Origin of the sequence: Enterobacter sp. PTB, assembly GCF_051130085.1 — a bacterium.
GTDB lineage: Bacteria > Pseudomonadota > Gammaproteobacteria > Enterobacterales > Enterobacteriaceae > Enterobacter > Enterobacter ludwigii.
Genome location: NZ_JBDKEE010000001.1, coordinates 344,443 through 359,093, shown reverse-complemented (window position 1 = coordinate 359,093; position 14,651 = coordinate 344,443). Strand labels below are relative to the sequence as shown.

General features: G+C 40.8%; 13 protein-coding genes. All 13 read left to right on the top strand.

What is annotated here, in order from left to right; all coding sequences use genetic code 11:
• The first annotated feature begins 10 nt into the window (after nt 1-10).
• The 13 genes from wcaM to gndA all read left to right on the top strand — a co-directional run bounded on the left by wcaM (nt 11) and on the right by gndA (nt 14,598).
• On the top strand, nt 11-1,402 hold the full coding sequence (wcaM, locus tag AAIR21_RS01805; RefSeq protein ID WP_279256298.1) for a colanic acid biosynthesis protein WcaM: 1,392 nt from the start codon (nt 11-13) through the stop codon (nt 1,400-1,402).
• Nucleotides 1,403-1,579: 177 nt separating this feature from the next.
• The gene (galF, locus tag AAIR21_RS01800; protein ID WP_020883269.1) at nt 1,580-2,476 is read left to right on the top strand and encodes a GalU regulator GalF; all 897 of its coding nucleotides are present in this window, start codon (nt 1,580-1,582) and stop codon (nt 2,474-2,476) included.
• Between the two features lie 293 nt (nt 2,477-2,769).
• The gene (locus AAIR21_RS01795) at nt 2,770-4,101 is read left to right on the top strand and encodes a hypothetical protein (protein ID WP_434679739.1); all 1,332 of its coding nucleotides are present in this window, start codon (nt 2,770-2,772) and stop codon (nt 4,099-4,101) included.
• Nucleotides 4,094-5,269, top strand: coding sequence for an oligosaccharide repeat unit polymerase (wzy, locus tag AAIR21_RS01790; protein ID WP_434679737.1), 1,176 nt, complete (start codon nt 4,094-4,096; stop codon nt 5,267-5,269). Before AAIR21_RS01795 ends, wzy begins: the two co-directional genes overlap by 8 nt.
• A complete protein-coding gene (locus AAIR21_RS01785) occupies nt 5,262-6,044 on the top strand; it encodes a glycosyltransferase family 25 protein (RefSeq protein ID WP_434679734.1) in 783 nt (260 codons plus the stop codon). The genes wzy and AAIR21_RS01785 overlap by 8 nt, the downstream gene beginning before the upstream one ends.
• Nucleotides 6,044-7,108, top strand: coding sequence for a CDP-glycerol glycerophosphotransferase family protein (locus AAIR21_RS01780; protein ID WP_434679731.1), 1,065 nt, complete (start codon nt 6,044-6,046; stop codon nt 7,106-7,108). The genes AAIR21_RS01785 and AAIR21_RS01780 overlap by 1 nt, the downstream gene beginning before the upstream one ends.
• Nucleotides 7,053-8,192, top strand: a complete 1,140-nt coding sequence (locus AAIR21_RS01775; RefSeq protein ID WP_434679729.1) for a glycosyltransferase — start codon at nt 7,053-7,055, stop codon at nt 8,190-8,192. Before AAIR21_RS01780 ends, AAIR21_RS01775 begins: the two co-directional genes overlap by 56 nt.
• Nucleotides 8,193-8,212: 20 nt before the next feature.
• Nucleotides 8,213-9,247 (top strand): UDP-N-acetylglucosamine 4,6-dehydratase/5-epimerase, encoded by a 1,035-nt coding sequence (gene fnlA / locus AAIR21_RS01770; protein WP_434679727.1) that lies wholly within the window; start codon nt 8,213-8,215, stop codon nt 9,245-9,247.
• A gap of 1 nt (nt 9,248) precedes the next feature.
• A complete protein-coding gene (gene wbjC / locus AAIR21_RS01765; protein ID WP_434679725.1) occupies nt 9,249-10,355 on the top strand; it encodes a UDP-2-acetamido-2,6-beta-L-arabino-hexul-4-ose reductase in 1,107 nt (368 codons plus the stop codon).
• Complete coding sequence (gene wecB / locus AAIR21_RS01760; protein WP_434679723.1) at nt 10,352-11,482, top strand: non-hydrolyzing UDP-N-acetylglucosamine 2-epimerase; 1,131 nt, start codon at nt 10,352-10,354, stop codon at nt 11,480-11,482. The genes wbjC and wecB overlap by 4 nt, the downstream gene beginning before the upstream one ends.
• A complete protein-coding gene (locus AAIR21_RS01755) occupies nt 11,482-12,693 on the top strand; it encodes a glycosyltransferase family 4 protein (RefSeq protein ID WP_434679721.1) in 1,212 nt (403 codons plus the stop codon). The genes wecB and AAIR21_RS01755 overlap by 1 nt, the downstream gene beginning before the upstream one ends.
• A complete protein-coding gene (locus tag AAIR21_RS01750; protein ID WP_434679719.1) occupies nt 12,680-13,078 on the top strand; it encodes a WbuC family cupin fold metalloprotein in 399 nt (132 codons plus the stop codon). The genes AAIR21_RS01755 and AAIR21_RS01750 overlap by 14 nt, the downstream gene beginning before the upstream one ends.
• A 113-nt stretch (nt 13,079-13,191) precedes the next feature.
• Nucleotides 13,192-14,598 (top strand): NADP-dependent phosphogluconate dehydrogenase, encoded by a 1,407-nt coding sequence (gene gndA / locus AAIR21_RS01745; protein ID WP_023325612.1) that lies wholly within the window; start codon nt 13,192-13,194, stop codon nt 14,596-14,598.
• The last annotated feature ends 53 nt before the right edge of the window (nt 14,599-14,651 follow it).

Sequence of the window (14,651 nt, the reverse complement as noted above, 5' to 3'; positions counted from 1 at the left end):
CCGAGGTTGTATGCTGAAAAAGATTACCAGACGCACCTTTGTCTCTTCATTATCCGTCCTGGCGGCTACGCCGCTGCTGTCGTCCCGCATTGCGCGGGCGGCAACCGGAAAGACGGTCTCTGTTAACCAGTACAACAACAACGACTGGATCGCCGCCTTTAAGCAGGCATTTAACGAAGGCGACACCGTTGTTGTCCCTGCCGGGCTCACCTGTAAAAACATCAATACGGGCATTTTCATTCCTGACGGTAAAACGCTGTTGATCCGCGGTGCGTTAACGGGAAATGGTCGCGGGCGCTTTGTGCTGCAGGAAGGCAGTAAAGTGATTGGTGAAGGTGACGGCCGCACGGAGAACATTACGCTGGACATTCGCGGTTCAGACTGTGTGATCAAAGGGCTGGCAATGAGCGGCTTTGGACCGGTGACGCAGATCTACATTGGCGGCAAAAAGCCGCGCGTCATGCGCAACCTGCTGATTGATAACATCAGCGTAAGCCAGGCGAACTACGCCATCCTGCGCCAGGGATTCCATAATCAGATAGATGGCGCGCGCATCACCAACAGTAAATTCAGCCATTTGCAGGGCGACGCGATTGAGTGGAACGTCGCCATTAATGACCGTAACATCCTGATCTCCGATCATGTGATTGACAACATTAACTGTACGAACGGCAAGATCAACTGGGGCATCGGCATTGGTCTCGCCGGCAGCACCTACGACAACGATTATCCGGAAAAGCAAACCGTGAAGAACTTCGTGGTGGCAAATATCACCGGCAGCAACTGTCGTCAGTTAGTCCACGTCGAAAACGGTAAGCACTTTATTATTCGCAATATTAAGGCCAAGAATATCACTCCTGACTTCAGCAAGAAGGCGGGAATAGACAACGCCACGGTAGCCATTTATGGCTGTGATAATTTCATTATCGATAATGTCGATATGGTCAATAGTGCCGGCATGCTGATCGGCTACGGTGTAATAAAGGGCGACTATCTCTCGATACCTCAGAACTTTAAGCTGAACGACATTCGACTGGATAATCGCCAGCTTGCGTACAAACTGCGCGGAATACAAATTTCCTCCGGCAACGCCACCTCCTTTGTGGCCATCACCAACGTTGAGATGCAGCGGGCTACGCTTGAGTTGCACAACAAACCGCAGCACCTCTTCTTGCGTAATATCAACGTGATGCAGGAAGCTGCCGTCGGCCCGGCGCTGAAGATTAATTTCGACCTGCGTAAGGATGTGCGAGGCAAGTTTATGGCTAAAGATGAGACCTTACTGTCGCTGGCGAACATCAAGGCTGTGAATGAGAAAGGGCAGAGCTCCGTGGATATTGACCGCGTGGACCAGCAGGTGGTGAATACGGAGCGGCTGAATTTTGCGCTCCCGCACAGATAATCGACAATTGCCTTTTTTTGCGACTATTCCTGGCACAGAAACGCGATCTATTCAGATTACAACTACTGTTTTTTGTGATGTGGTCCCCTAACATCATATAAGAATCACGGCAAATCATGCTGGCGAAAACAGGTTAAAGAGCTATAATTCGTCAACCATTTTAAGGTGGAAGAAATAATGATTAATTTGAAAGCAGTCATTCCGGTAGCAGGCCTGGGCATGCATATGTTGCCAGCCACAAAAGCCATTCCTAAAGAGATGCTGCCGATTGTCGACAAACCGATGATTCAATACATTGTCGATGAAATTGTTGCTGCAGGGATCAAAGAAATCGTCCTGGTTACGCACTCCTCCAAGAATGCGGTAGAAAACCACTTCGACACCTCTTACGAACTCGAAGCGTTGCTTGAGCAGCGCGTAAAACGCCAGCTGCTGGCTGAAGTGCAGTCTATCTGTCCTCCTGGCGTAACCATCATGAACGTGCGTCAGGCGCAGCCGCTGGGTCTGGGCCACTCCATTCTTTGCGCGCGCCCGGTCGTGGGTGACAACCCGTTCATCGTTGTACTGCCGGATATCATTATCGACAGCGCATCTGCCGATCCGCTGCGTTACAACCTGGCGGCAATGGTGGCGCGCTTCAACGAAACGGGCCGTAGCCAGGTACTTGCTAAGCGCATGAAAGGCGATCTCTCCGAGTACTCTGTTATCCAGACTAAAGAAGCGCTGGAGACGGAAGGGCAGGTGAGCCGTATCGTTGAGTTTATCGAGAAACCGGATCAGCCGCAGACGCTGGATTCTGACCTGATGGCCGTTGGCCGTTATGTTCTCAACGCGGATATCTGGGCCGAGCTGGAAAAAACCGAGCCGGGTGCCTGGGATCGTATCCAGTTGACCGATGCGATTGCTGAACTGGCTAAGAAGCAGTCTGTTGATGCGATGCTGATGACCGGTGACAGCTACGACTGCGGTAAGAAACTGGGCTATATGCAGGCATTTGTGAAGTATGGCCTGCGTAACCTGAAGGAAGGTCAGAAGTTCAGAAGCCGGATTGAGAAGTTGCTGGCTAACGACTGATCCACCTTTTAGCACGTTCTATAAGCGGTAGTCAGTATTTTGGTGTTGTGACATAACCAGAATGCGCGCTACCGCTTTTTGTTATTAATTTCAGTGATAACAGAGAGTTATCTGATTTAAATATCGACGAATTTGTAACGATTTATGCTTGTTTCTGATGCCATTTAAGACGACAATTAACGCCAGTTTTTTGCAGTGGTTCAGCGCTTGGGTGAGTTCGGTGCCGGACCAGCAAATGGGACATTCAACCTTTCGCTCAGTGCACTGGTAGCTGTTAAGCCTGGGGCGGTAGCGTGCCTGGAATTTATAAGTTGGGTTTTGTGAAGATAAAAAACAGTCAAATGCTTGGAGGGATGTGGTACAAGGGGCTTTATATTCTTATCACATCATTGAATGCATTGTTAATGATAAAAATTTTGCCTCCTAAAGAGTTAGGCGTTTGGTACATATTTATGACTTTGCAAACACTCATCTTTACATTGAATAATTCATTAGTGCCAAATATTTCCAGGCAATATACACTAGGTAATCATAAGAACGGATTGGATTTTTGCTGCAATACTTTTCATCACGAGACTAAAAGAATATTTGGTATTCTTGTGTTATTAGTGTTTGTCCTGTGTGGTGTATTAACAGTCACTTATCTCCAATCGGTATTATCCATTTTTGAACCTAATAACAGGCTAATCCTCGCCGCATGGATTTTTATCGTTATATCCTTGTGTATGGAAGTGTATTTTTCTTCTTATGATTGCGCCTTTAACGGTATGGGGGATTTTAAAACAGTAAATAAAGTTAACTTTGTATCAAAATTATTTCTTTTTTTGTCGAGTGTGGTTCTTGTTTTTGGGCAGTTCCATGGTGAGTATGGTGTTTTTTATTTCTGCGTGCTATATTTCATTAGTAACTTAATTAAAAGGGTGTTAATAAGTAATACGTTCCGTCATGACTTTAAAAACAAAGAAATTGATGAATTGAGTGACACTAAAATTTATTTTAACGAAGCGTTCAAAATCATAATAAAGCTATCTTTTTTGTCATTGGTTTCATCAGTCGGAGGGAGTTTTATAGTCAGAGGGGGGATGTTTATTCTCCCCTATTATGTGTCTTTAGAAGACGTTGGGTCGTATGGAATAACGTATCAATTATTTGAAATCGGATTTAACCTTTTATTTACTGCCGCAATAATTAAAACCCCACACTGGATACAACTGTTTAGAGAGTCTTCACTGAGGTCTCTTTCAAAATCGTATCGAAAGTTAAAATTTGTATGCTTACTATTAATGCTTTTTGGGGGGGTATTTATAAGCATTTTAGGCCAGCCACTATTGCATCTATTTGCAGTTAAGACGCCGTTGCTCTCATCATATGATTGTCTGTTCTTTACTCTTGTATTTATTCTTCAACTCAACCATAGCATTTCCGGACAATTATTAACTATACAAAATAAAATACCATTTGCTTTAGCATCTTTTCTCACTGGTATTTTGGTTATAAGCTTTTCAATGATAACAATACCATTTTATGGCGTCGTTGGCGCTATCGCTTCAATATTCGTGGGGCAGGCCATATATAACAATTGGAAATGGCCTTTAGAGGCTCGGAGACTAATCACTAATGCATAGCAACAAAATCAAGAAGAACTTGCTAAGTATGTTTGTCTTTAGCGAATTAATGTGCGCTTTATATATTTTTTATTATCATCAGTATGTTTCAGATTATCTTAATGTTGAAGCTAATATTGATAGTGTAGATGTCATTGCTTGTTTTAGTTTGATTTTTATCGCTTATATATTCTATTATTATTCATGGTCAGGTTTAACCTTTGTATTCGAAAAACGGAAAAAGATAGCACCGTTAGGAAATGTTAATTTGCTTTTTTTTGTCTTTGTTGTTATTTATTTTATATTTATCATAAAAACAGGAGTCGGGAAAGTAAATGCCGAAGATGGTACATCTTCTGGTAATTTATCAGTTTTTGATAAATTGTTTTTTTTCCCAGTCATAGCTTTAAAGTTGAATTATCTTATTTATATTTACGCTGCAGGATGTAGAAATAAAAATAAATTATATTATGTAACAATTGTGCTTTTCTTACTGTGCGAGTTATATAGAGGAGTATCATTTTCTATTTTGTTACTTGCAATAATAGAATTTGACAAATGGAAAGGGCTTATTAAATTACGCAATTTAATTTTAACTATACCATTTTTTCTTCTATTTGTTAATGTTGTTTATAATTTAAAATTTATGGCAAGATTAAATGATGCATATGAATATTTAAATGTATATCAAACTCTTGTTATGTTAATGGGACGACTGAGTGTTATCTCTAATATCCTATATAATTATGAGAATTATTCATCCATAAGCAATTTTGTCAATATCAATAATTATAGTGTGGTTAATGAATTTCTTGAGAAACTCACACCGATGCCTTCAATTTTTGGAATACATGAAAAAACTATAGAGTTTGGTAAGTTAATTTTTTTAAATTCATATGGAAGACCCGATAGTGCTATTGCTATTTCAATACTTGGAATGATGGCGATTGTTCCAACTCAAGTAACAACTATTATAACGATCTTAACTTTAAGCACTATTTTTATCAAATTTACAATCTCTCTGCTAGATAAAAGCGAAGAGCAAGATATCGTTGCATTCTTTTTTGTTCTTTTGACCTTATATCAAGGCTTTTGGGGGATTCTTGCAAATTATGTGTATGCATTGTTTATTTATTTAGCCTTGACCTGTTTAAAGCAATTGTTAAGCTATGGTGGAAAAAATGTCTAATTTTGAAATATTAGTTCTTTCATTACCTGATGCGATTCATCGAAGAGAGAATTTTCATAAGAATTTTAATTCAGTATCCAAACTTAACTATAAATTCTTTGATGGTGTCTATGGGAAAAACTTAGAACAAAAAAAAATAGATGAAATATACTCTTCAGCGAAGGCTAATTTTAAAATTGGAAGAGATTTAACGCTAGGTGAAATTGGGGCAACTTATTCACATTACTTAATGTATAAACAGGCGCTGCAAAAAGAATGTGATTATCTCATTGTGCTTGAGGATGACTCTTTTTTAAATCCAAACTTTGACGTAGTTCTAAAGAGTATATTGTCGGAGTTTAAGTATACAGATGATGCGATAATTTTCATTCAGGAGCATACACTTAATAATAAAGTTATTTTCAGTAAAAATTCGACCTGTGTTCATGGTGAGTATACTGTTAGTCGAATGCTTGGGAGTTCTCAGTACTTTGTTGGTTCTTATGGTTATATAATTACAAAGGAAGCACTGCATAAAATTGTAAAAAATTATCTTCCTCTTTATTGTGTCTGTGATCATTGGTATTTTATTAAAAAACAGAGCGCTATAAAATATTTTTATGCATTAAAACCTAGTATAGTTCGTACGAATGAAGAACATGTAAGAGAGATTGATAGTTTTATTAATGAAGAAAGGAAGCAAATTCTAATAAAGAATGAATTGACGAATTTGGCTAAGCTGAAAATTTTCACAAAGAAAATTCTATTACCTGTTTTAAATAAGGATTGGGAATAGTGTATTCTTTCAAGGTCTTAATGGTTTTTTTAAAGCTCGTTGTAGCGTTCCTTTTATATCCAGCTTATTACCTCTATAAGTTACGAATCAAACAAGATAAGATAATTATTGGAACAAGGAATGGTGAATCTGGATATGATAATGGTGAGATTTTTTATTTATACCTTCTTAAGAAGACTGATTCACGTGTGATGTTTGTATCGCGGAAACCAAAATATAAGGATACTTCAACAGTAAAGAAAAATTCTATAAGAGCTAATTTAACTATATTGGATTCCGATATTATATATGTCACTCACTCTCAATCTGATATAATTGACTATTGGTGGCGGCTATTATTATTCAAGAAAATTATCTTCATTCAACATGGTGTAATTGGCATAAAAAAACTACCTGAGTATGAGCGCAAGAAGTTCGATGGAATAGTTGCCAGCAATGAATATGAAGCTGCCATATTTAAAAAATACTATGTAAATAGTGCCGATAAAATCGTAAAAAGCGGACTGCCTAGATTTGATTTATATTCTGTTAGGGAGACATGTCCTCTGCAAGTTCAAACATGCTTAATAATGTTTACCTGGCGGAAGTACTATGAAGATAATAATATTTTTAGAATAAATCAGGTTGTCGAAAAATTAAGAAAAATTGATCCCACTCTAGATATTTACATTGCTAGTCATGAAATGGTGAAAAAATCATATCGCAAGCCTCTAAATGGTATTAATTTTGTGAGCTCAAAAGATATAAATAATATAATAAAGAACACTGATCTTTTAATCACTGATTTTTCCAGTGTGGCATGGGATTATCTTTATCAGAATAAGTTAGTCTGTTTTATACAAGATGATTTTAAGGACTACATTGATAGTGAAGGGGTCTATTACATAGAAGATGACTTTTTTGGACATTTCACTAAAAGTTTCGATGAAATTGATATGTTTTTTTTAGATAAAATAATTAGCTCTAATAGAAAAAATAATTCGCGTTTTTTAAGTAAGTACCATTTTTATGCTCATGGTACAAAAAAACATGCTGAATTGCTATATTCAGAAACTAGAGGGTAAAATGAGGGTTATAATATATGCTACCGCGGCTACAGAAGGCGGTGCCCTTTCTGTTCTTAATGATTTATTGCACCATATTGATGGCGATGGTAACTCATACATTGTCTGCGTTAATATTGAACTCGAAAATAAGCTTCCAAAAATAAATAACGTAATATATAGATACATTGATACCAAGAGGTTTTGGAAACGTATTTATTTAGATTTTATTGGCTTCGATCATTTAATTAACAAAGAAAGTAATGATATTATAATAAATTTACAGAATATACCAGTAAGAACTAAATTAAAACAAATCGTTTTTATCCATCAACCTATACCTTTTTCAAATATTAAATTGAGTTTTTTAGAACGTAATGAACGAAAGTTGTTTCTTTACAAATATATTTATGGTTATCTAATTAAACTTAATCAAAGTTTTATTAGCCATTGCTTAGTGCAGACTGAATGGATGAAACTTGCTGTATGTAATTATCTTCATTTGAGTCCGGAAAAGATAACTATTGTTAAGCCAAAAATAAATGTTGATGATAAATACGTGCGTAAAAATTATGCTATAAGTAATCTTTTTATTTATCCTGCAGCCTCATATAGTTACAAAAACCATCGAGTATTAGTCGAGTCAATAAATTCACTAGATCGAAATTTTCTTGCTAATCATAATTTTCTTATGACTTTCACGATTAATGAAAGTGATGATGTTGAATTATCTTCATTAGTAAATAAATATAATCTAAATGAATTTGTTAAATTTTCTGGAGCTCTCCCTAGGAACGAAGTTCTTCAGCGTTTGTCTGAGTCAAAGGCTTTGTTGTTTCCTTCAAAGTTAGAAACTTTCGGCATTCCATTGGTTGAAGCTGCTAAAATGGGGGTGAATATTATCGCTTCGGATTTGCCTTACTCGAAAGAAGTGTTGTCTGGTTATAATAAAGTTATCTTCTGCGACCAGAACTCTATTTCTCAGTGGTCCAATGCCATTGCTAAAATGGTTGAAAGTGATAGCAATCATATTGATTGTGGGTCAGCTTTCAAGATGAAATCTGGCTGGGATGAATTAGATAGTATTCTTGAAAACCTTAAGTGATTAATTGTGAAGGCTATATTATGTTTAAAGATAAAGTGTTGTTGATCTCTGGTGGAACAGGTTCTTTCGGAAATGCTGTGTTGAGAAGATTTCTTGATACGGACATTAAGGAAATTCGTATTTTTTCTCGTGATGAAAAAAAACAAGATGACATGCGGAAAACTTATAATAATAGCAAGTTGAAGTTTTATATTGGTGACGTTAGAGATTACAAAAGTGTACTAAATGCTACACGTGGGGTTGATTTTATCTATCATGCTGCGGCGCTTAAACAAGTTCCTTCGTGTGAATTCCATCCTATGGAAGCCGTGAAGACAAATGTACTAGGTACTGAAAATGTATTAGAAGCAGCGATTGCCAACGAAGTTAAACGTGTTGTTTGCTTAAGTACTGATAAAGCAGTTTATCCTATCAATGCTATGGGTATCTCTAAGGCAATGATGGAAAAAGTGATGGTTGCAAAATCACGTAACGTTAATAGTGAAAAAACAGTAATTTGCGGCACTCGCTATGGCAACGTGATGGCTTCTCGTGGCTCTGTAATTCCATTGTTTGTTGATCTTATTAAAGCAGGTAAAGCGCTGACTATTACTGATCCAAATATGACTCGCTTTATGATGACTCTTGAAGATGCAGTCGATTTGGTCCTTTATGCATTTGAACATGGTAATAATGGCGATATCTTTGTCCAAAAAGCACCAGCCGCGACGATTGAAACATTAGCCATTGCACTAAAAGAGCTACTCAACGTCGAACACCATCCCGTCAACGTTATCGGAACCCGCCATGGCGAGAAGCTATATGAAGCGCTGCTGAGCCGCGAAGAGATGATCGCGGCAATCGATATGGGAGATTATTATCGTGTTCCGCCAGATCTTCGTGATCTGAACTATGGAAAATATGTAGAACAAGGTGATAGCCGTATATCTATTGTAGAGGATTATAACTCACATAATACGCAGCGACTGGATGTAGAAGGAATGAAAGCTCTTCTTCTTAAATTGCAATTTATTCGTGCATTGCGCGCGGGTGAACAATACGATCTGGACGCATGATATGAAAATCCTGATTACTGGAGCTGACGGCTTTATTGGACGTAACCTGTGCTTACGCCTTCAGGAAGCAGGGTACAATGACCTTGTTAAGATTGATCGCGGTTCGAGTGCTACTGAACTAGAGATTGGCCTGCGAGAAGCTGATTTTATTTATCATCTCGCAGGTATCAATCGACCTAAAAAAATCGAAGAGTTTGCCGAAGGAAATAGCAATCTGACCCAGCAGATTGTGGATTCTCTTTTAGCGATGCATAAAAACATACCCATTATGATTAGTTCTTCCATCCAGGCTGAACTGGATAATGCGTATGGACAGAGTAAAGCTGCAGCCGAAAAACAAATTGAACGCTATGCAGCAGAAAGTGGTGCAGCATACTTTATATATCGTTATCCGAATGTATTTGGTAAATGGTGCAAGCCAAATTACAACTCATTTGTCGCGACTTTCTGCCATAATATTGCCAACAATATCGATATTACCATCAATGACTCATCCTCATCAGTTAATCTTGTTTATATTGATGATGTTTGTACTGATGCGATAAAACTCTTGTCTGAAAAGGTTGAAAGCGGGTACAAGACTGTTAATCGAGTATATTCTACGACAGTAGGTGAGGTGGCGGATTTACTTTATCGTTTCAAAGACAGCCGTTCCACTCTTGTCACCGAGGCTGTAGGTACAGGGTTCACCCGCGCGCTTTATTCGACGTGGTTAAGTTATCTACCAGCTGATATGTTTGCGTACTCAGTTCCCTCTTACGGGGACGCCCGAGGGGTTTTTTGTGAGATGTTAAAAACCCCTTCAGCGGGTCAGTTTTCATTTTTCACAGCGCATCCCGGCATTACACGTGGTGGTCATTATCATCATACCAAAAATGAGAAGTTTCTGGTCATTCGTGGCCAAGCATGCTTCAAGTTTGAACATGTGATTACTGGTGAGCGATATGAGCTGAATGTCTCCTCAGGTGAATTCAAAATCGTTGAGACTGTCCCCGGCTGGACACATGACGTAACAAACATTGGAACTGATGAATTGATAGTCATGCTCTGGGCAAACGAAATTTTCAATCGTGATGAGCCTGATACTATTACGAGATCTCTGAAATGAAAAAATTAAAAATTATGTCTGTTGTTGGTACGCGTCCTGAGATTATTCGTCTGTCACGCGTTCTCGCTAAGCTTGATGAACACTGCGAGCATATTCTTGTCCATACTGGTCAAAACTATGATTATGAGCTAAACGAAGTGTTCTTTAATGACCTGGGTGTACGAAAGCCCGATTACTTTTTAAATGCTGCTGGGAAAAATGCTGCAGAAACTATCGGTCAGGTTATCATCAAAGTTGATGAGGTGCTTGAATTCGAAAAGCCTGAAGCAATGTTGGTGCTGGGTGATACTAACTCCTGTATTTCTGCTATTCCAGCCAAGCGCCGTAAAGTGCCGATCTTCCATATGGAAGCTGGCAACCGTTGTTTTGATCAGCGCGTCCCGGAAGAGACCAATCGACGCATCGTCGACCATACCGCTGACATAAATATGACCTACAGTGATATTGCACGTGAATACCTTCTGGCTGAAGGCCTCCCAGCGGACCGAATTATTAAAACCGGTAGCCCAATGTTTGAGGTACTAACGCATTACATGCCTCAAATCGATAATTCGGATGTACTGTCGCATCTGAGCCTGCGTCCGGGCGAATTTTTCGTCGTCAGCGCGCATCGTGAAGAGAATGTTGATTCTCCCAAACAGCTTGTCAAGCTTGCCACCATTCTCAATACTATTTCTGATAAATATGATTTGCCGGTTATTGTATCCACTCATCCGCGGACACGTAATCGTATTAACGAGCAAGGGATTAAATTCCACCCAAATATTAATCTGCTGAAACCGTTAGGTTTCCATGATTACAACCATTTGCAGAAAAATTCACGTGCTGTGTTGTCTGACAGCGGTACGATCACTGAAGAATCTTCCATTATGAATTTCCCAGCGGTAAATATTCGGGAAGCACATGAGCGTCCAGAGGGCTTTGAAGAAGCCTCTGTCATGATGGTGGGTTTGGAATGTGAACGTGTTTTACAGGCACTGGATATTCTGGCAACACAGCCTCGTGGCGAAACTCGTCTTTTACGACAAGTAAGTGACTACAGCATGCCTAATGTGTCGGATAAAGTCGTCAGAATCGTTCATTCTTATACAGATTATGTCAAGCGAGTCGTCTGGAAAGAATACTGATGAAACTTGCTTTAATCATAGATGATTACCTGCCCAATAGTACGCGAGTTGGTGCAAAAATGTTTCATGAATTGGCTCAGGAATTTATTCGCTGTGGGCATGATGTTACGGTCATTACACCTGACACCTGTCTCCCGGAAGAAGTATCTTTTAGCACCTTCCAGGGGGTCAAGACATGGCGTTTCAAAAGTGGGCCTCTCAAGGATGTGAGCAAAATTCAACGTGCAATTAATGAAACGCTTCTATCCTATCGGGCATGGAATTCCATTAAAAGCCAGATAAAAAAAGAAACTTTTGATGGGGTGGTTTATTACTCACCCTCCGTTTTCTGGGGGTACTTAGTTAAGAAAATTAAATCCCGTTGCCAGTGTCCGGCTTACCTGATTTTGAGGGATATGTTCCCGCAATGGGTGATAGACGCTGGCATGTTAAAAGCCGGTTCTCTCATCGAACGTTATTTCCGTCTTTTCGAAAGATCGTCTTATCGCCAGGCAAACTGTATTGGGTTGATGTCAGATAAGAATCTTGACGTCTTTCGGATGAACAACAAAGGCTATCCTTGTGAGGTTTTGCGTAACTGGGCTTCACTCACGCCGGCGGTACCACCCCAAGGTTATATACCATTACGTCAGCGTCTTGGCCTTGAAGATAAAGTTATTTTCTTCTATGGAGGGAATATTGGTCATGCGCAGGATATGGGTAATCTGATGCGTCTTGCCCGTAAAATAGCTGAGCATCCTCAAGCCCACTTTTTATTTGTCGGGCAGGGAGATGAAGTTGAATTAATCAATTCCTTGGCTGCCGAGTGGGCTTTACCTAACTTCACATATATGGCCTCTGTCAATCAGGATGAATTTAAATTTATCCTTTCGGAAATGGATATTGGTCTTTTTTCACTTTCTGCCAGACACTCATCACACAATTTCCCTGGAAAATTGTTAGGGTATATGGTTCAGTCCTTACCTATATTAGGCAGTGTGAATGCTGGTAATGATTTGCTCGATGTCGTTAATCAAAGTAATGCCGGATTAATTCACATCAATGGTGAGGATGATAAACTTTATGAGTCCGCACTGCTAATGCTTAAAGACGTTGCCAGGCGTCGCCAATTCGGCTTAGGTGCGAATATATTGTTGAAAGAACAATTCTCAGTCGAGTCTGCGGCACAGACTATAGAAATGAGGTTAGAGGCATGTAATGCGGCTAATTGATACTCTTCAGCTTGAAGCCTTATACGAACAAGCCGGGCATTCTCCACGCTTGCGCGCTCACCTTCTGTTGCATAATTCGCACCAGGATAAAGTGCAGCGGTTGCTCATTGCTCTGGTTCAGGGTAGTTATGTCGACCCGCATTTCCACGAACTCCCTCATCAATGGGAGATGTTTATTGTTATGCAGGGGCAAGTACAGGTTTGCTTGTATGGCAAAGATGGCGGAATCATTAATCAATTTGTGGCCGGAGAGAATACCGCAATAAACGTAGTCGAGTTTTCTCCGGGTGATATACACAGTGTCGAATGTCTCTCTCCGAGAGCACTAATGATGGAAGTGAAAGAGGGGCCTTTTGATCCTTCCTTTGCCAAGGCGTTCATCTAACGCCCCTCTGAATCGCATCTTCCGCTATCTACTCAGGCTCATCCTGAGTTAACATCTAAGCCACATTTCAAGCCGCGCACAGTCGCGGTGACCACACCTGACAGGAGTATGTAATGTCCAAACAACAGATCGGCGTTGTCGGTATGGCAGTGATGGGGCGCAACCTGGCGCTCAACATCGAAAGCCGTGGTTATACCGTCTCCGTTTTCAACCGCTCCCGTGATAAGACTGAAGAAGTGATTGCCGAGAACCCGGGCAAGAAACTGGTTCCGTTCTATACGGTGAAAGAGTTTGTTGAGTCTCTGGAAACGCCTCGTCGTATCCTGTTAATGGTGAAAGCGGGCGCAGGTACCGATGCTGCTATCGACTCTCTGAAACCTTACCTCGAAAAAGGCGACATCATCATTGATGGCGGTAACACCTTCTTCCAGGACACCATTCGTCGCAACCGTGAACTGTCTGCTGAAGGTTTCAACTTCATCGGTACTGGTGTTTCCGGTGGTGAAGAGGGCGCACTGAAAGGCCCATCTATCATGCCTGGTGGTCAGAAAGAGGCATACGAACTGGTTGCGCCAATCCTGACAAAAATCGCTGCGGTTGCTGAAGATGGCGAGCCGTGTGTGACCTATATTGGTCCAGACGGTGCGGGCCATTATGTGAAGATGGTTCACAACGGCATCGAATACGGCGACATGCAGCTGATCGCGGAGGCTTACTCTCTGCTGAAAGGCGGCCTGAACCTTTCTAACGAAGAGCTGGCAGAAACCTTTACCGAGTGGAACAAAGGCGAACTGAACAGCTACCTGATCGACATCACCAAAGATATCTTCACTAAGAAAGATGAAGAGGGTAAATACCTGGTCGATGTGATCCTGGATGAAGCAGCGAACAAAGGTACCGGTAAATGGACCAGCCAGAGCTCTCTGGATCTGGGTGAACCGCTGTCTCTGATCACCGAATCCGTATTTGCGCGTTATATCTCTTCCCTGAAAGAGCAGCGTGTTGCGGCATCCAAAGTGCTGTCTGGCCCACAGGCTAAACCCGCGGGTGACAAAGCTGAATTCGTCGAGAAAGTTCGCCGCGCTCTGTACCTGGGTAAAATTGTCTCCTACGCGCAGGGCTTCTCTCAGCTGCGTGCCGCATCAGACGAGAACAACTGGGATCTGAACTACGGCGAAATCGCGAAGATCTTCCGCGCAGGTTGCATCATTCGTGCACAATTCCTGCAGAAAATCACCGATGCTTATGCGGAAAACGCGGGTATTGCTAACCTTCTGCTGGCGCCATACTTCAAGAAGATTGCCGACGAATACCAGCAGGCGCTGCGCGATGTGGTTGCTTATGCCGTTCAGAACGGTATTCCAGTACCAACCTTCTCCGCAGCAGTGGCGTACTACGACAGCTACCGTGCTGCCGTTCTGCCTGCTAACCTGATTCAGGCGCAGCGCGACTATTTTGGCGCGCATACCTACAAGCGCACTGATAAAGAAGGCGTGTTCCACACAGAATGGTTGGATTAATCTGATTCTGCCATTCCATAAAGCCCGGTAGCGATACCGGGCTTTTTTATCTT